17 protein-coding genes are annotated in these 17960 nt (G+C 63.9%); 10 read left to right on the top strand and 7 right to left on the bottom strand.

Annotation, left to right across the window (positions count from 1 at the left end; genetic code table 11):
- Positions 1 to 43: 43 nt before the first annotated feature.
- The 6 genes from secG to B2J89_RS08775 all read right to left on the bottom strand — a co-directional run bounded on the left by secG (position 44) and on the right by B2J89_RS08775 (position 6289).
- On the bottom strand, positions 44 to 448 hold the full coding sequence (gene secG, locus B2J89_RS08800; RefSeq protein ID WP_169168767.1) for a preprotein translocase subunit SecG: 405 nt from the start codon (positions 446 to 448) through the stop codon (positions 44 to 46).
- 41 nt (positions 449 to 489) lie between these two features.
- On the bottom strand, positions 490 to 1239 hold the full coding sequence (gene tpiA, locus B2J89_RS08795; RefSeq protein ID WP_169168766.1) for a triose-phosphate isomerase: 750 nt from the start codon (positions 1237 to 1239) through the stop codon (positions 490 to 492).
- A 2-nt stretch (positions 1240 to 1241) separates the two neighbouring features.
- Positions 1242 to 2228, bottom strand: a complete 987-nt coding sequence (locus B2J89_RS08790) for an NAD(P)H-quinone oxidoreductase (RefSeq protein ID WP_169168765.1) — start codon at positions 2226 to 2228, stop codon at positions 1242 to 1244.
- A gap of 92 nt (positions 2229 to 2320) precedes the next feature.
- The gene (pnp, locus tag B2J89_RS08785; RefSeq protein ID WP_169168764.1) at positions 2321 to 4549 is read right to left on the bottom strand and encodes a polyribonucleotide nucleotidyltransferase; all 2229 of its coding nucleotides are present in this window, start codon (positions 4547 to 4549) and stop codon (positions 2321 to 2323) included.
- Positions 4550 to 4744: 195 nt separating this feature from the next.
- A complete protein-coding gene (gene rpsO / locus B2J89_RS08780; RefSeq protein ID WP_169168763.1) occupies positions 4745 to 5011 on the bottom strand; it encodes a 30S ribosomal protein S15 in 267 nt (88 codons plus the stop codon).
- Positions 5012 to 5131: 120 nt separating this feature from the next.
- Positions 5132 to 6289: a pyridoxal phosphate-dependent aminotransferase gene (locus B2J89_RS08775; RefSeq protein ID WP_169168762.1), complete on the bottom strand. Its 1158-nt coding sequence runs from the start codon at positions 6287 to 6289 to the stop codon at positions 5132 to 5134.
- Positions 6290 to 6446: 157 nt separating this feature from the next.
- On the opposite strand from B2J89_RS08775, the gene B2J89_RS08770 reads away from it, so the two are divergent.
- From B2J89_RS08770 to ribD, 9 genes are all read left to right on the top strand, one after another.
- Positions 6447 to 6671, top strand: a complete 225-nt coding sequence (locus tag B2J89_RS08770; RefSeq protein WP_169168734.1) for a hypothetical protein — start codon at positions 6447 to 6449, stop codon at positions 6669 to 6671.
- Positions 6672 to 6773: 102 nt separating this feature from the next.
- The gene (locus tag B2J89_RS08765; RefSeq protein WP_169168761.1) at positions 6774 to 7349 is read left to right on the top strand and encodes a GspH/FimT family pseudopilin; all 576 of its coding nucleotides are present in this window, start codon (positions 6774 to 6776) and stop codon (positions 7347 to 7349) included.
- Positions 7350 to 7370: 21 nt separating this feature from the next.
- The gene (locus B2J89_RS08760; RefSeq protein ID WP_169168760.1) at positions 7371 to 7946 is read left to right on the top strand and encodes a GspH/FimT family pseudopilin; all 576 of its coding nucleotides are present in this window, start codon (positions 7371 to 7373) and stop codon (positions 7944 to 7946) included.
- The gene (gene pilV, locus B2J89_RS08755) at positions 7934 to 8590 is read left to right on the top strand and encodes a type IV pilus modification protein PilV (RefSeq protein ID WP_240964781.1); all 657 of its coding nucleotides are present in this window, start codon (positions 7934 to 7936) and stop codon (positions 8588 to 8590) included. The genes B2J89_RS08760 and pilV overlap by 13 nt, the downstream gene beginning before the upstream one ends.
- A gap of 62 nt (positions 8591 to 8652) precedes the next feature.
- Positions 8653 to 9522 (top strand): PilW family protein, encoded by an 870-nt coding sequence (locus B2J89_RS08750; protein ID WP_169168796.1) that lies wholly within the window; start codon positions 8653 to 8655, stop codon positions 9520 to 9522.
- 35 nt (positions 9523 to 9557) lie between these two features.
- Entirely contained in the window at positions 9558 to 10373 is an 816-nt protein-coding gene (locus tag B2J89_RS08745; protein WP_169168797.1) for a PilX N-terminal domain-containing pilus assembly protein, read from the top strand.
- Between the two features lie 104 nt (positions 10374 to 10477).
- Positions 10478 to 14197: a pilus assembly protein gene (locus tag B2J89_RS08740; RefSeq protein WP_205763762.1), complete on the top strand. Its 3720-nt coding sequence runs from the start codon at positions 10478 to 10480 to the stop codon at positions 14195 to 14197.
- 28 nt (positions 14198 to 14225) lie between these two features.
- Positions 14226 to 14642 carry a type IV pilin protein gene (locus tag B2J89_RS08735; protein WP_169168759.1) on the top strand — a complete coding sequence of 139 codons (417 nt, stop codon included), beginning with the start codon at positions 14226 to 14228 and terminating at the stop codon, positions 14640 to 14642.
- A 25-nt stretch (positions 14643 to 14667) separates the two neighbouring features.
- Complete coding sequence (ribD, locus tag B2J89_RS08730) at positions 14668 to 15774, top strand: bifunctional diaminohydroxyphosphoribosylaminopyrimidine deaminase/5-amino-6-(5-phosphoribosylamino)uracil reductase RibD (protein WP_169168758.1); 1107 nt, start codon at positions 14668 to 14670, stop codon at positions 15772 to 15774.
- A 52-nt stretch (positions 15775 to 15826) separates the two neighbouring features.
- Here ribD and selD read toward each other — a convergent pair whose 3' ends face one another.
- Positions 15827 to 16903, bottom strand: coding sequence for a selenide, water dikinase SelD (gene selD, locus B2J89_RS08725; RefSeq protein WP_169168757.1), 1077 nt, complete (start codon positions 16901 to 16903; stop codon positions 15827 to 15829).
- Positions 16904 to 16994: 91 nt separating this feature from the next.
- Between selD and mnmH the strand changes: the two genes are divergently transcribed.
- A partial coding sequence (mnmH, locus tag B2J89_RS08720; protein WP_169168756.1) for a tRNA 2-selenouridine(34) synthase MnmH occupies positions 16995 to 17960 on the top strand: 966 nt, incomplete at its 3' end.

Below are 17960 nucleotides of genomic sequence, written 5' to 3'. Positions count from 1 at the left end.
GGAAAAACCCTGCCTTTGGGCTTCTCCAGAGATTTACGCACTTTTATTTCGCAGGAATCTGCGCACTGCCGGGAGCGTCGCCCTGGGCCGGAGCAGGTGCGGCAGGCGCCGGTGCCGCATTGCCTGGAATGGCGGCGGCAGGGCCGGTTTCCACGGCGGGCGCGGCCACAGGGGCAGAGCCTTCCAGCACACTGCCCGAACTGACAGGACGTGCGTTGCCAAAGTAGGCCAAGGCCAGCGTGCAGACAAAGAAGACCGCCGCCAGCACCGCCGTGGTGCGCGAGAGAAAGTTGGCACTGCCACTGGCGCCAAACAGGCTGCCCGAGCTGCCGCTGCCAAACGCTGCGCCCATGTCCGCACCCTTGCCGTGTTGGATCAGAATCAGGCCAATCATGCCCAGGGCGGTCAACATCTGTACCGCCAAAATTACATTCACTAGCATGCTCATAGTTCGATTACTCCTGATTTAATAGCTGCCACCGCACGCCCTTATTGGGCTGCAGCAATAATTCGCTGAAAGTCGTCGGCCTTGAGCGAGGCCCCGCCCACCAGACCACCGTCGATGTCGGGCTGCGCCAGCAGCTGCGCCGCATTGGCCGCATTCATGCTGCCACCATAGAGCAGGCGAATATGTTGCGCTTTGTCGCTTGCCGCCGCCAACTGGGCGCGCAGCACGGCATGCACCTGCTGCGCCTGCTCGGGCGAGGCGGTCTGGCCGGTGCCGATGGCCCAGACAGGCTCGTACGCCACTACCACTTCGCTGATGCAGTGGCCAATCAGATGGATCACCGCCGCCAGCTGGCGCCGCACCACGGCCTCGGTCTGGCCAGACTCGCGCTCGGCCAGGGTTTCGCCCACGCAGACGATGGGCGCGACCCCTGCCGCCAAGGCGCGCTGCGCCTTCATGGCCACATCGACATCGGTCTCGCCATGGAACTGGCGGCGCTCGGAATGCCCCACCAGCACGTAGCGCACGCCAAAGTCGCGCAGCATGGCGGCCGACACCTCGCCGGTGTAGGCCCCCGCCTCGTGCTGCGACACGTCCTGCGCCGCCAGCGCCAGGGGCGAACCCGACGCCAGCGACTGCACCTGCGCCAGATAAGGCGCGGGCACTGCCACGGCCACGTCGCACCCCTCTCCCCGCTGCACCAGGCCGGCCACCAGCGCGCGCACCAGGGCATCGTTGGCGGCCAGGCTGCCGTTCATCTTCCAGTTGCCTGCAATCAGCTTCTTCTTCATGGTCACCACGTCAAAACAATCTTGCCAATGTGCTGGCTGGACTCCATCAGCGCATGCGCGTCACCGGCCTGCGCCGCGGGAAACGTGCTGTAGATGACCGGCCGCACCGCGCCTGCCGCGAGCAGCGGCCACACATGTTCGCGCAGCGACCGGGCGATGGCGCCCTTGAACTCCACCGGGCGGGGCCGCAGCGTGGAACCCGTGATCGTCAGGCGCCGGCGCATCACCAAGCCCGCATTGAATTCGCTCTGCAGTCCGCCCTGCACTGCGATGATGACCACGCGGCCGTCCTCGGCCAGGCATTCCACCTCGCGCGCCACATAGCTGCCGGCCACCATGTCCAGCACCACATCGGCGCCCTTGCCGCCGGTGATGCGCTGCACCTCGGCGACAAAGTCCTGCGTTTTGTAGTTGATGGCATGGTGCGCACCGAGCGCGAGGCACGCCGCGCATTTTTCATCGCTGCCCGCCGTCACGATCACGGTGGCGCCCAACGCCCGGCCCAACTGGATCGCGGTCACGCCGATGCCGCTGCTGCCGCCTTGCACCAGCAGGGTTTCGCCGCGCTGCAGGCGGCCGCGGTCGAACACGTTGCTCCAGACCGTGAAGAAGGTCTCGGGCAGCGAGGCCGCCTCCACGTCGCTCAGGCCCGCCGGCACCGGCAGGCACTGCGCGACCGGCGCAACGCACCACTCGGCATAGCCGCCACCGGCCACCAGCGCGCACACGCGGTCGCCCACGCGCAGACCCGCCTGCGCCATGGCGGCCGCATCGCCACTCTCGACCACGCCGGCCACTTCAAGGCCCGGCAGGTCGGAGGTGCCGGGCGGCGGCGCATAGCCGCCCTTGCGCTGCAAGACGTCGGGCCGGTTGATGCCGCTGGCCGCGACGCGGATCAGCAGCTCGCCGGCGCCGGCCACGGGCACAGGGCGCTCGCCCAGACGCAGCACGTCGGGCGGGCCGAATGAGGTAATTTCTACAGCACGCATATCGATCAGCTTTCGTTGATTTGAATGACTTAAGCCACTAACGCACGACTGGCGTGCGTTAGTAGCTCTCATATCAATAGCAAATCAGTCGATCAGCCGTTGAGCTGGCCTTGCTGATCGAGCGGCAGGGCCTGCTGTTGCTGCTGTTCGCCTTCGCGGGGCGCCGGCTCGCGGCGCTCGCCGCGGTCAGCACGCTCGGCGGGCGCCGGGCGGTCGTTGCCGCCATTGCTGCGCTCGGCCAAGGCCTTCATCGACAGCTTGACGCGGCCCTTTTCGTCGGTCTCGAGCACCTTGACCTTGACGATCTGACCTTCGGTCAGGTAGTCGCTGACGCGCTCGACGCGCTCGTGGGCGATCTGGCTGATGTGCAGCAGGCCGTCCTTGCCGGGCAGCAGGTTGATCAGCGCGCCGAAGTCGAGGATCTTCGTCACCGGACCTTCATAGACCTTGCCGATTTCCACTTCCGCGGTGATCTGCGCGATGCGGCGCTTGGCTTCGTCGGCCTTGGCGGTATCGGTCGAAGCGATGGTGATGGTGCCGTCTTCATCAATGTTGATCTGGCAGCCGGTCTCTTCGGTCAGCGCACGGATCACCGAGCCGCCCTTGCCGATCACGTCACGGATCTTCTCGGGGTTGATCTTCATGGTGTAGAGCTTGGGTGCGAAGCTGGAGACTTCGGTGTTGGCCTCGCCCATGGCTTCCTGCATCTTGCCCAGGATGTGCATGCGCGCTTCCTTGGCCTGCGCCAGGGCGACCTGCATGATCTCCTTGGTGATGCCCTGGATCTTGATGTCCATCTGCAGTGCCGTGATGCCGGCGGTGGTGCCCGCGACCTTGAAGTCCATGTCACCGAGGTGGTCCTCGTCGCCCAGGATGTCGGTCAGCACGGCGAAGCGGTTGTCTTCCTTGATCAGGCCCATGGCGATGCCCGCCACGTGCGCCTTCATCGGCACACCGGCATCCATCAGCGAGAGGCAGCCGCCGCAGACCGAAGCCATCGACGAGGAGCCGTTGGACTCGGTGATTTCCGAGACCACGCGCATGGTGTAGGGGAATTCTTCCTTGTTCGGCAGCACAGCGATCAGCGCGCGCTTAGCCAGGCGACCGTGGCCGATTTCACGGCGTTTGGTCGAGCCCATGCGGCCCACTTCACCGGTGGCGAAGGGAGGCATGTTGTAGTGCATCATGAAGCGGTCTTCGTACTCGCCGGCCAGCGCGTCGATGCGCTGCGCATCGCGCTCGGTGCCCAGCGTGGTCACCACCAGCGCCTGGGTTTCGCCGCGCGTGAACAGCGACGAGCCGTGCGCACGGGGCAACAAGGCATTGCGGATCTCGATGGGGCGCACGGTGCGCGTGTCGCGGCCGTCGATGCGCGGCTCGCCCGACAGGATCTGGCTGCGCACGATTTTGGCCTCGATGTCGAACAGCATGTTCTCGACAGCGACGCTGTCGAACTCCACGCCTTCGGCCTTGAGGCCGGCCAGGGTCCAGGCGGTCACTTCGCGCGTCGCATGGGTGCGGGCTTGCTTGTTGCGCAGCTGGTAGGCGGCGCGCATTTTTTCCTCGGCCAGGGCCGCCACCTTGGCGATCAGCACCTCGTCCTTGGCGGGCGCCTTCCAGTCCCACACGGGCTTGCCGGCATCGCGCACCAGTTCATGGATGGCGTTGATGGCGATCTTGCTCTGTTCGTGGCCAAACACCACGGCGCCCAGCATCACGTCTTCGGGCAGTTGCTGCGCTTCGGACTCGACCATCAGCACGGCCGCTTCGGTGCCGGCGACGACCAGGTCCATCTGGCTGCTCTTGCGCGCCGTCTGGCCGGGGTTGAGCACGTATTCGCCATTGATGAAGCCCACGCGCGCAGCGCCGATGGGGCCGCTGAACGGGATGCCGGAGATGGCCAGGGCGGCGCTCGACGCGATCAACGCGGCGATGTCGGCGTCGACTTCGGGGTTCAGCGACAGCGTGTGGATGACCACGTGCACTTCGTTGAAGAAACCTTCGGGGAACAGCGGGCGGATCGGGCGGTCGATCAGACGGCTGGTCAGGGTTTCGTGCTCGCTGGGCTTGGCCTCGCGCTTGAAGAAGCTGCCGGGGATCTTGCCGGCGGCGTACGTTTTCTCGATGTAGTCCACCGTCAGGGGAAAGAAGTCCTGACCGGGCTTGGCGCCCTTGGAGGCCACCACGGTGGCCAGCACCACGGTGTCATCGATGTTCACGACCACAGCGCCCGACGCCTGGCGCGCGACCTCGCCCGTTTCCATGATGACGGTCTTGTCACCCCATTGGAAGGTCTTGCTGACTTTGTTGAAAATGCTCATGTTTGCTCCTGAGTTAATAGCTGGTAACGCTCTACCAGAGGGCGCCAGCGGCCAATTCAGAACACGATGCCATTCCAGTGAAACCGCCCGCGGAAATCCATTGGAATGACACAGCTTCGCTCTGCATTGCACACCGGCAAAGTAAAAAACGCCTGAGCTAGCGCGCTAACCCAGGCGTTTTTGCTGTGGCAACGCTTACTTGCGCAGACCCAGCTTGGCAATCAGGTCAACGTAACGCTGACCGTCTTTGCTCTTGAGGTAGTCCAGCAGCTTGCGGCGGCGGCTCACCATGCGCAGCAGGCCGCGGCGACCGTGGTGGTCCTTGGCGTGCGTCTTGAAGTGGGGCATCAGTTCGTTGATGCGGGCCGTGAGCAGGGCCACTTGAACTTCTGGGCTACCGGTATCGTTGGCAGCACGGGCGTTGGCCTTGACGACTTCGGCCTTGATGGAGGATGCGATCATTTGGTTTTTCCGGATATGTGGCCTAGCGCCTCTTGCGAAGCACGGCGGGCACTGGTTTTACTTGCGCCAGAAGCTGGAAGGGCCACCGGCGTGCGTCTTGCACCATGCAAAACCCTGCAATTATAACGCGAGCCAGCTTTTGAGCCGCTGCACTCCGTCCACTAGGCGCTGCGGGTCGCGCGAGGCAAAGCACCAGCGCAACCAGCCCTGGGCCTCGTCGCCAAAGGCGTTGCCCGGCGCCAGTCCCAGCCCGGCCTCGGCCACCAGGCGCTTGGCCACCGCCAGCGAATCACCCTGCCCCGCCAGCCTGAAAAACGCATACATGCCGCCGCGCGCCGGCGCCACTTCCACGCCGGGCAGCGCCTGCAGCAGCGGCACCAGCGTGTCGCGGCAGGTTTTAAGGTGCGCCACCACGCGCGGCGTGATCTGGTCCGCATGCTGCAGCGCCGCCAGGCCCGCGCGCTGCGTGAACACGCTGGTGCACGAGGTGTTGAACTCGATCAGCTTGCCCATGTGCTGGGTCATGTCGGGCGGCATCACCAGCCAGCCCAGGCGCCAGCCCGTCATCAAGAAACTTTTGGAAAAACTCTGCACCACCACCAGCAGGTCCTCGGGCCCGGCCACATCCAGAAAGCTCGGCGCGCAGCCGTTGGCTGTGGGCTCGTAATACAGGCGCTCGTACACCTCGTCGGCCAGAATCCAGGTGCCGGTGCGGCGGCAATGCTTCAGAATCTGCTGCTGCTCGCCAGCCGTCAACGTCCAGCCCGTGGGGTTGTTGGGCGCATTGACGATCAGCAACCGCGTGGTCGGCGTGATGGCTGCGAGCAACTCACCCATGTCCAGCGTCCAGGCCCCACCCGCCTGCGGCCGCAGCGCCACACAGCGCAGGCGTGCACCCATGATGCACGGCTGCGCCGTCAGGTTGGGCCACACCGGTGTGACCGCCACCACCTCGTCGCCCGCATCCACCAGCGCCTGCACCGCCAGCATCAGCGCATTCACGCCGCCCGAGGTGATGGCGATGCGGTCGGCACCCACCGGGCCATGCAGACGGCTCGTGTAAGCGGCCACGGCGTCGCGCAGCTCGGGCAGGCCCAGGTTGTGTGCATAAAAGGTCTCGCCGCGCTCCAGGGAGTCCACCGCTGCCTGCCGCACCACCTCGGGCGTGCCCTCATCGCTCTCGCCAAACCAAAAAGCCAACACATCGCTGCGCCCCATGCCGGCGTTGGCAACTTCACGGATACGGGATTCTTCGAGGTTCATTACAGCGTGGCGCATGGCAGGATGGATATAGAGAGTGACAACGCAGCATCGTATGGGATGCTGCACGAAACGTTCTACCCACCAACCCTCAAGCCACGGAGCGCTCATGCACCAATCCAGTTGCCACAAAATCCTGCGCTGTCATTGGGGCACCGCCGTCTTGGGCGCCTGCATGGCCCTAGGCCTTCTGGCTCCGTCCGAAGGCGCGCATGCCGCGCGGCAGAAGAAAACCACCGACGTCACCACCAGCAAGGCGGCCAAGAAGCACGGCGCTGTCAAAGTCAAGCACCAGCGCAGCCCGTCTGAAGAAACCAGCGCCGAGCGTGACCGGCGCTTGTACCGGGAGTGCAAGGGACTGCCCAATGCGGGGGCATGCCGGGGTTATACGCAGCGCTGAATCGGCACGCAAACTACAGCGGACCGACCACTGGTCCGACAGCCCGCGCCATTTGTCTGCACTTCCGGCGTCCGGAGACATTCGCCCGCTACCATGGGTTACATGTCTTTCCTTTTGTCCTGTCAAAGCGCTACTGTCTGCCGCCGGGCGCATGGCTTCACCCTCATTGAAGTCATGGTGGTTGTGGCCACCATGGCCGTGCTCGCGACTCTCGCAGCCCCGAGCTTCACTCCTTTGATGGAACGCTGGCGCGTACGCCAGGCCGCAGAAGAACTCCAGTCCACCTTGTATTACGCTCGTTCAGAGGCCATCAAACGCGGCGGCAGCATCGCCATCGCCGACGACTCCGGCCAATGGAGCAACGGCTGGAAGGTCTTTTTCGACGCCAACAACAACGGCAGCCAGGACGCCTGCGTACCAGCCAACAACCCCAACGAATGCGACCTGCAGGTCACCGCAGCCCCCAGCAAAGCGTCTGTCTCCCTGGCAGGCGGCAATGGCACGATCACCTTGGACCGCTGGGGCATGCTCTCGCACAGCGGTGGCGGCGACGCAACCAGCATGGACTTTTTGATCGTCCCTGAAGGCAAAAGCGCCAACGACACCAGCGCAACCCGGCTGTGCGCGGGACAAGGTGGGCGGATCGTGCAAAAGAAGGGCAGCGAATCGTGCCTTTGAAACCCGCGAGGACCACAACCCATGCGCCCCAGCACTCCACCCCTGTCGCGCGCTCTGGCATTTGCCGGCGGTTTCACCGCGATCGAACTTTTGGTGACAGTGTCCATCGTCGGCGTGCTGGCCACCATGGCTGCGCCCAGCTTTACGCCACTCATCGAAGGCTGGCGCGTGCGGCAAACCACTGAGCAATTGCAATCCACCCTGTATTACGCACGCTCTGAAGCCATCAAACGCGGTGGGCGGGTGGCCATCCAGAAACTTCCCAACAACACCAACGGCTGCACGACGGCAAGCGGCACCCGGGACTGGGACTGCGGCTGGTTCGTCTGCGAAGACACCGATGGCAACGGCACCTGCAATGCCAGCGAGCCCATCCTGCAGCGCTACGACGCCCCCGCCAACGTGCAAATCACCCGCACTGGTGGCGGCTCCAGCATCAAGCTCAACCGATGGGGCCTGGTAGATGGCGCCTGGCTCGGCTTCAGCCTCGTTCCACTGAACAAATCCACCACCAACCCAGCCGCACGCGGCGTCTGCATGAGTTCCGGCGGACGCATCCGAGTCATTCCCCCAGAGGCCATTCCATGTACTGGCTGAAGCCCATGAAACCCACCTTCCTTCACCATCAGCACGGCATTACCCTGATTGAATCCCTGGTGGCCATCGTTGTTGCAGCCCTGGGCATCCTGGGCATCCTGGGCGTGCAGATGCGCACCCTGACAGATACGCAAACCACTGTGCGCCGCGCACAGGCAATTCGCCTGATCGAGGATCTGAGCGAGCGCATGAAGGTGAGCCCCAACGCGCTGCTGAGCATCAAAGACTACGAGTCTGGTTATGGCGAAAAGGGGAGCGACCTGACCGCCACCAACTGCGGCGGCACGACCTGTACCCCCGCAGAGCAGGCCAAGTACGACCTGAAGCAATGGAAAACAACAGTGCAGCAAACCCTTCCGGGAGGGCAGGCGAGCATTTTTCTCGCTCCGGGCGAAACCGCTGACACCAACCGCCGCCAGCTCGGCGTGATCATCGCCTGGCGCGAAAACGAGCGTGCAGGCACGAAAACCGACGATATCGACGCGAGCAAGTTCCGGGCCGCCGACGGCGCCTTTTCTGCGGGAACCGACACCACCAATGCCTGCCCCGCCGACAAAACCTGCCATTTGCAGTACATCCCGGTCGCTGCCCGCTGTGCGCCCTATGACAACGGCAGCGGCACAAAAGCGCTTTACTGCTCGTAATGAAGGCCATCCATCCTCTCAAAAACCATAGCGTTTGGCGCTTATCTGGCGAGCTCTACGACATGAAAACCCTTCCAACACCCCTTCGGCAACGTGGCGTAACGCTGATTGAGCTGATGGTCGGCCTGGCCATCGGCCTGCTGGTCGTCGCGGTGGCCATGGGCGCGCTGATGGTCTCGCGCGGCATCTCCGGCACCGTCAGCGATGCCAGCGGCATTCAGCAACAGGGTGCCTACATCCTGCGGGTGATCGGCCAGCAACTGCGCCAAGCTGGTTCGCTGTACTTGAACCCCGACCCGGCTGGAGGCGCCGGCACCGACGTGCTTGGCGCCGTGGTGTTCGAAATCAAAGCCGACGCACACGACGGCGGAAACAGCTTCGAGCAGCAGGACACCCTCGCAGGTGGCGACGATACGGTGACCACCGGGTTCAGGCGCTACCAAGACAGCGTTTTCTTTGCCGACAACGCCACAAATTCCGTCATCGGCACCGACTTTCTGGCGCGCAACTGTGTTGGCGCCCCGGGCAATACCAAGACCGACGAACGGGTCGAAAGCGTCTTCACCTTTGCGAATGGCAATCTCCGATGTGGCGGCAATGGCGCCGCTGCGCAGCCGATCGCGCAAAACGTTGCGCAGTTCCAGGTCACCTACCTGGTGCAAACCACCGACGCCACCGGACCCAAGGTTCAGTACAGGAAGGGAAGCGACATGCCCCCCGCTGCTGCCGACCCAGCATGGCGTCGCGTACAGGGCGTGCAGATCTGCTTGGTGCTCTATGGCAGCGAGCCGATCGACATGCCCGCCGGCAGCAGCTACACCGACTGCCAGGGCGACAGCGTGGACATGACCACTCTCACCGGCCCGCGCAAGAACCGCATGCACCTGCTGTTCCACAACACCTTCCAGTTGCGCAGCCAGGGGCTGCTCTGATGCGTGCTGCCCCAGAACACCGCAAATTCTCCACCATGCCACACCTTCCGCGCCCCTCTGCCCTCCACCACCCGGCCCTTTGCGGCCACGGGCAACACTTGCCAGCCGTTGCCGCGCGCCAGCGTGGCGTGGCACTGTTCGTCGTCATCGTCTTCGTCATGCTCTCGATGCTGCTGGCGCTGTGGGCGTCGCGCACCTCGCTGTTCAACGAAATGGTGGTGGGCAACGACGCGAACTACCAACGCGCCTTCGAGGCGGCCCAGGCGCTGCTGCAGGACGCCGAGCTCGATATTCGCGGCGAAATGGCCGATGGCACCTTATGCGCCGCCTCTCCGTGCCGCGCATACACCAGCCAGCTGCAGTTTCCGGGCGACACCAACGAAATCAACCCCCTGATTACCGCGCTGGAGGGCGAGCCCACGCGCTGCAAGGATGGCCTGTGCGCGCGGCGCGTGGGACGGCAGGACTTCTGGAACTACGCCACAGCAGCGACCCCCATCAAACCTGCCGCCAACACGGGCCTGGGAGAAGTACCGCTATCCGACCTCATGGCCGTGGGCGCCCGCTACGGCCAGTTCACCGGCGCAGCCAATACTCCCACCGCCGGCCCGCTCAACCCGATCCTGACCCAAACCGCCGCTGAGCAGGGCGGCTGGTACTGGATCGAAATTATGCGCTACAGCGACAAAGCCAAAAGCGCCAACCTGATCGTGGACTCCACCACCAGCCAATTACCGCTGAACCTCGATGTTTACGTCGTCTTCCGCATCACAGCGATGGCCGTTGGGCTCAGGCCCGGTACCACAGTCGTGCTGCAGGAAACCTATGCCCGCCAACGGACAAAAGACTGAAATTCCGCGCTGAATAACTATGCAATCGATAGCTTTCAGCACTCGCCACCCAAGCATTTCAAGCCATTTTTACTTTTTTTCTGAATTCCCTCAAGGAGCACTCCATGCCCCGCACCAACCACCTACCCTTCCAGAAGAATCTGCTGGCCATCGCCATTGGTGCCGCGTTGACCCCCGCCTGGGCGCTGGACTTAGTGCAGGAACCGCCGCTGCCCACGTCCAAATCGGCTTTCGTGGCACCGAATGTCATTATTTCGGTGGATGACTCCGGGAGTATGGATTTCTGCTCCAATGCCGAAGATGATACAGAATGTATTTTGATAAAAACTGACAACAGTGTCAGAACCGGAAGTGGGACTCAGAACAAACCATACAAGTGCTCTGGCACGACATATAAACTCGATTCCAATAATAATTGCTCCATCTGGATTGGCGCCACAGAAGAAAAAACACCTACCAATGGCTCCTGGCCAGCCACAAGCCGCCGAATTAATGTTCTTAAATACTCTTTAAGTAAAGTTTTCAACGATAGCGAATTAATTCCAGACGGGAAAATACGTTTGGCGTGGCAAGCCATGTGGAACAATGGAGGATCACCAGGAGTAGGCTCAGCCAGTGGCAACATCAAGGCCGGCGCCAGTAGTGTCAACAGCGCCACTTTGGGCGTGAACTCCATGAGACCCCTACAGGGAAGCGCTACAACAGCAAACACTCATCGAAAGAATTTTCTTGACTTTGTTGACACGCTTAGCGCAAAGAACGGGACGCCGTCACATCGCATGTTCAGCCAGGCAGACGGCTATATGCGTCTTTCACCAAATAATAATAAAAGTCCCTGGTCGACTGATCCCGGGGGAACTGGCAGCAAGGGTACCGAATACCTGGGTTGTCGCCGCAATTACCATATCATGATGACCGACGGCCGCTGGAACGGCACGGCCACAGCTGTCCCCGATCTCACTAAACGAGATAATGCGACCAACTTGTCCATTGGAGGAGGCAAAGCCACCTATTCCGGGACCGATTCCGCGTTATACCGGGATACATCCGCAGGCACCACGTTGGCCGACTGGGCTTTTTATAGCTGGGCCAATCCGCTTCAGTCCGTCACCGCCCTGAAAGACGCGGACAAGCTCAAGCCATCACTCGTCTACGATCAAGCGCCAGATACTGAGGTCTTTGGGACCGGCACCAATCAAGTAACACTCAAGAAATTCTGGAACCCAAAATACAATCCAGCCACGTGGCCGCACATGGTCACCTATACGATTGGTTTCAGTCAGATGGCGTATGAATGGGACTACAGTCAAATTACAAAACCGACGCAAATGGCGCCTTTTGGATACGATGGTAGCCTCCCAGCGTTGGCAAAAGGCACAACAACCTGGCCAGACTTAACAGCATCTACAGAAAGTAGAAATGCTCTAGATCTTTGGCACGCGGCCTTGAATGGACGTGGCCGTTTCTACGCCATACAACAAGGCGCCGAATTGGAGAACGCGTTCCGCGAAATCATCGGCAAGATCAACGAGGAAAGCGCACCCCTGCCCGACGAAATCGCCGGGGGCGGCAGCACCAGCGGCTACAACGTTTCGCAAAGCAATGCTGGCATTTTTGCATCGATCTATAGTCCCAAAAGAGGTTGGAGTGGCTCTATTACCGCCACGCGTGCTATTGAACCCGAAGAATATGCCTGCCCCACAAAGGACGACGCGGCTGTCAAGTGCATTCGTTTTCCCGACACCATCGCCGGATGGGAAGGCAAGTCCACGGCAGATCGGCTTGACGAACTGGCCTCTGTAGACAACCGGCTGGTGCTGAGCTGGAGCGACGACACCAGCAAAGGCCTCCCGTTCAAGTGGGCCAATATCAACGGAACTAGCGGCTACAGCACTGCGCAGAAGCTGGCGCTGCTCGGTGTAACTTCGGGCGACACCAGCCAGGATCCCTTGAAGACCCAGGGACAAAACATCGTCAACTACATCCGAGGCGACCGCTCGCTGGAAGGCACCACGACAGACAAACCGCTGCGCGTGCGCTACAGCCGGCAGGGCGACGTGGTCAACTCCGAAATCTGGTACACCGGTCGCCCGTCCGGCAACTACGCGATGGGCTATTCGACCTTCGTGACGGCCCAGAAAAACCGCACACCCATTCTGTACGTCGGTGGTAACGACGGCATGCTGCACGGGTTCTCGGCGACCGACGGTAAAGAGTTGATCGCCTATGTACCGCGTGGCGTGGTAGGTGGGCTAAAAGGCCTGACCGACAAGGACTACCAGCACCGCTACTACGTCGACGGCTCGCCAATGACGGGCGACGTGCGCGATGGCACCGCCTGGAAGACCCTGCTGGTGGGCGCACTGGGTGCCGGTGGCAAGGGCTACTTCGTGCTGGACGTCACCAATCCTGCCGGCTTCGGCACCGCCAGTGCGTCCGATCTGGTGTCGCTGGATCGCACCCGCAGCAACAGCGAGGCCGCCCCCAACTGCAGCGCGCTCTCGGGCGCGGCACAAACCTCCTGCAACACAGCCGTGGACGAAAACAAAGACATTGGCAACATCGTCGCCCAGCCGGGGCGCAACCCTGCCAACCTGCAAGAGGCCACGCAGATCACGCGCCTGAACAACGGTCGCTGGGCGGTGGTGATGGGCAATGGCTACAACAGCAACAATCAACGTCCGGTGCTGCTCGTGCAGTATCTCGATGGCGACAAGGCGCTCAAGCGCATCCCGGCCTCCACTGATGCCGTAGGCACCGGCAATGCCAATGACAACGGTCTAGCATCGCCCGCGCTGGTGGATCTTGATGGCGATGGCAAGACCGATGTGATTTATGCAGGTGACAACCTGGGCAACCTCTGGAAGTTCGACCTGACCAGTACCGACGAGACCAAATGGGACGTGGCCTTTGGCAACAACAAGCCGCTGTTCACCACGCGCGGCCCCATCGCGCTGACCAGCACGACGCGGGACAAGGTGCAACCGATCACGGCCCCGCCCATCGTGCGCGCCAATGATCGCACCATGACGGTGGGTACCGGCGACAGTGCCAAGACCGTATCCATCGGCGGCATGATGGTTGCCTTCGGCACTGGCCGCAACCTCACCGCGAACGACCGCCGCACCGACATCACGCAGAACGTGCAAACGCTGTATTCCGTGCTGGACAACACGCGCTATCGCATGAAGTCTGACAAGACCTCCCTGGAAGTCCATCCAGGATCGGGTGATTGCGCCACAGCGCCCGCCACCTGCGTGCCCGCCCCCACGCCCCTGGGCACCATGGCCAACGATGGCAAGCCCCTGGCCAAGCAGACCATCACGACCGTGTCCGGCGACTTCGCCACCGTGAATGCCACCCAGGAGCTGAAAAAGGAAACCTGGAAGGACTACAAGGGCTGGTACCTGGACTTGCCGTTTACCGGCGAGCGCCTGCTCAAACCCATGCAGTTCTTTGATGGCAGCAATATTCTTGCGGTGTATACCGAATCGCCCTCGGGCACCAAGAACAGCGAGAGCGACAATATCAACGAGAGCTGCGTGCCGGTGAAGGTGGACACCAGCGCCGGCAGCCAGTTCCGCACGCTGGTCAACATCATGGATGGCAAGCTCCCCTCGGTCCAACTGGTGGACTACGACAACAATGGCATCTACAACGCCGCCGACATGAAAGTGGCCCGGGCGCCCGTGAAGACCGGTACGCCGGTTCTGATCACAAAACGCGATCGCATTGTGGATCTCACCGGGGGTGGGGGTACCCGGGACACCCTGAACCGCATGCCCGAGCAATCCATGCGTCCGAGCTGGCGCCAACTGCGCTAACCCACCGCTAGCAGGAGCACACTGTTTTATGAAACATCCACACCAGGGCTTTACGCTCATAGAGGTCATGATCGTGGTCGCCATCATCGGCATCCTCTCGGCCATTGCCTTGCCCAGCTACAACGAATACATCCGGCGCGGGCATCGGGCAGATGCGCGGGCCGGACTATTGCAGGCACAGCAGTGGCTCGAGAGGGCTGCTACCGCCACCGGTGTCTATCCCACCACACTGCCAGCCGCGTTGGCATGGTCAGGAGACGCCACCAAGCGTTATGACATTGCCTTTGCTGCGGGGAACACGAATTCGGCCTTCACACTCACGGCAACGCCCAAGGGAGCGCAAACGGGCGACAAGTGCGGCAACTACACTCTGACCAATACGGGGCTGCGAGGGGCCAAAGGCGTCACCACGGGAGCCATAGTCACCGAGTGCTGGGGCAAGTAACCGCTGCGGTACCATCCCGAGCGCAATGACAACAACGGCGCTCTTCATGAACCAAGCGCTTGGGCTCGCAGCCCAGGCGCTTTTTCTTTCCAATCCCAACCCGCGCGTGGGCTGCGTGCTGGTGGCGCCCGATGGCCGCGTGATCGGCCAGGGCTTCACCCAGCAGGCCGGCGGCGCGCACGCCGAGGTGATGGCGCTGCGCGACGCGGCGGCCGCGGGCTTTGATACGAACGGCGCCACGGCCTATGTGACGCTGGAGCCCTGCGCGCACCAGGGACGCACGGGGCCATGCTGCGATGCGTTGGTGGCGGCGGGCATTGGCAAGGTGGTGGCGTCCATTGCCGATCCCAATCCGCTCGTGGGCGGACAGGGATTTGCGCGGCTGCGCGCAGCGGGCGTGGAGGTCGAGGTTGGCCCCGGCGGCGCTGAGTCGCGCGAACTCAACATCGGTTTCTTCAGCCGCATGGTGCGGGGCATGCCCTGGGTGCGCATGAAACTGGCGGCATCGCTAGACGGCACCACGGCGCTGCACAACGGCACCAGCCAATGGATCACCTCGCCCGCGGCGCGTGCCGATGGCCATGCCTGGCGCGCGCGCGCCTGCGCGGTGCTGACCGGCATTGGCACGGTGCTCGAAGACAACCCGCGCCTGGACGTGCGCGAATGGGACACGCCACGCCAGCCGCATATGACGGTGGTGGACAGCCAGTTGCTGACGCCGCCGGATGCTCAGCTTTTCATAGCTGGGCGCGCTTGCTACATCTACGCGGCGGTCCAAAATGACGCCAAAAAATCGGCGCTCGAAGCGCGCGGCGCCACCGTGGTGACGGTGCCCGGTCCCCATGGCAAGGTGGATTTGCCTGCCATGCTGCGCGACCTGGCGCAGCGCGGTGTGAACGAGCTGCACGTGGAGGCCGGCCACAAGCTCAACGGCTCGCTGCTGCGCGAGGGGCTGGTGGACGAGCTGCTGGTGTACCTGGCGCCCAAGCTGCTGGGCTCGGGCCTGGGCATGGCCCACATCGGCCCGCTGCAGGCACTGGCGCAGGGCCAGGCACTGGAGTTCACAGGCGTGGAGCGCGTGGGGCCGGACCTGCGGGTGCTGGCGCGGGTGCCGGGGCGCGACCGGTTCTGAAAACGGTGCGCCCTCAGCCGAGGGCTGAATCCACCCAAGGCACGGCTGTGACTCAGGTGCAGACCAGGCGGCTGCCCTGCCCCGCCTCTTGCGCCTGCATGGCGCCCACCACGGCGGCACTGTCAAAGCCCGCGCTGCGGAAGGCTTGCAAGACGGCGTCCAAGGCATCGGCACTGCAGCTCACGAGCAGGCCGCCGCTGGTCTGCGGGTCGGTCAGCAGCGTGCGCTGCCATGCGGGCGCGCCGGCGGGCCACAGCACCTCGCCGCCATAGGCGGCCCAGTTGCGGGCCGATGCGCCGGTGGCCATGCCCTGCTCGGCGAATTCGACCGCGCTGGCGATCAGGGGCACCTGGGCCAGGTCCACGCGGGCGGACAGGCCCGAGCCCCGGCAGACTTCCAGCAGGTGCCCCGCCAGGCCAAAGCCGGTGACGTCGGTCATGGCGTGCACGCCACCGAGTTGCGCCAGCGCGATGCCCACGCGGTTGAGCTGCGTGGTGTGGCGCAGCATCTCGGCGTAGCCCTCCGCGCCCAGCACGCCCTTTTTGAGGGCGGCCGAAAGCACGCCCACGCCCAGCGGCTTGCCCAGCACCAGCACGTCGCCCGCCTCGGCATCGGCGTTCCGGCGCACGCGCTCGGGGTGCACCAGGCCCAGGCCGACCAGGCCGTAGATGGGTTCGAGCACGTCGATGCTGTGGCCGCCGGCAATCGGGATGCCGGCCTCGCGGCAGACGGCGGCGCCGCCTTCGAGCACGCGGCCAATCACCTCGGGCGGCAGCTTGGCAATGGGCATGCCGACCAGCGCCAGCGCCATGATGGGTGTGCCACCCATCGCATAGATGTCCGACAGCGCGTTGGTCGCGGCAATGCGGCCAAAGTCGTACGGATCGTCGACGATCGGGGTAAAGAAGTCGGTGGTGGCGACCAGCGCCTGCTGGTCGTTCAAGCTGTAGACGGCGGCGTCGTCGGCGGTCTCGGTGCCCACCAGCAGCTCGGGCGGTACGAGGCCCTGCGGCGCCCGTGCCAAAATCTCGCGCAGCAAGCCGGGCGCAATCTTGCAGCCGCACCCTCCGCCATGGGCGAACTGGGTGAGCTGGATGGTCTTGGAATCAACAGGTGTGGATGCGGTCATGGTGGCGGGCATTGTGCCAGCCACGCCCTCGTTCTCCCGTCCGCGGCCTTTGCGCACGCCCTTCCCAACCACCCACTGGAACCCACCTCCCATGAGCCACCGCAGCCCCGTGCGCGTGCACGAGCGCCACGCCTTCGACACCCTCATCGATGCCCGCTCACCCGCCGAATTCGCGCTCGACCACATCCCCGGCGCCATCAACTGCCCCGTGCTCGACGACGAGGAGCGCCACACGGTCGGCACGCTCTACAAGCAGCAGGGCGCATTCGAGGCGCGGCGCGTGGGCGGCGCCATGGTGGCGGCGAACCTGGCGCGGCATCTGCGCGGCGTGCTGGCCGACCGCCCGGCGACCTGGAAGCCCCTGGTCTATTGCTGGCGCGGCGGCATGCGCAGCGGCTCGATGGTGACCTGGCTGCGCCTGGTGGGCTGGGACGCGCAGCAACTCGCCGGCGGCTACAAGGGCTGGCGTCGCCACGTCATCGACCAGATCGAGGCCATGGCGCCGCAGCTGGACCTGCGCGTACTGTGCGGCCCCACCGGCAGCGCCAAGACGCGCGTGCTGCAGGCGCTGGCCGCGCGCGGCGCGCAGGTGCTCGACCTGGAAGCCTGCGCGCGGCACCGCGGCTCGGTGCTGGGTGCCTGGCCGGGCGTGGCGCAACCCTCGCAGACCGCGTTTGAAACCCTGCTGGTGCAGGCGCTGGAGCCGCTCGACCGGCAGCGCCCCATCTATGTCGAGGCCGAAAGCAGCAAGATCGGCCGACTGGCCGTGCCGCAGCCGCTGGTGCAGCGCCTGCGCGCCAGCCCCTGCATCGAGATCCAGGCGAGCAGCGCGGCGCGGCTGGACTATTTGCTGCGCGACTATGCCAACCTCGGCGACGACCCAGAGCAGTTGGCGCGCCAGCTCGGCACGCTGCGCGAGCTGCACGGCACGCAGGTGATCGAGCGCTGGCAGGCCTGGGCACACGCGCGCGCGCTGGCGCCGCTGTTTGCCGAGCTGGTGGCGCTGCACTACGACCCGCTGTATGCGCGCTCGCAAAGCACGCACCTGTTCCAGTGG

Source organism: Acidovorax sp. SRB_24, assembly GCF_012931925.1.
This window is presented reverse-complemented; position numbering and strand designations above follow the sequence as displayed.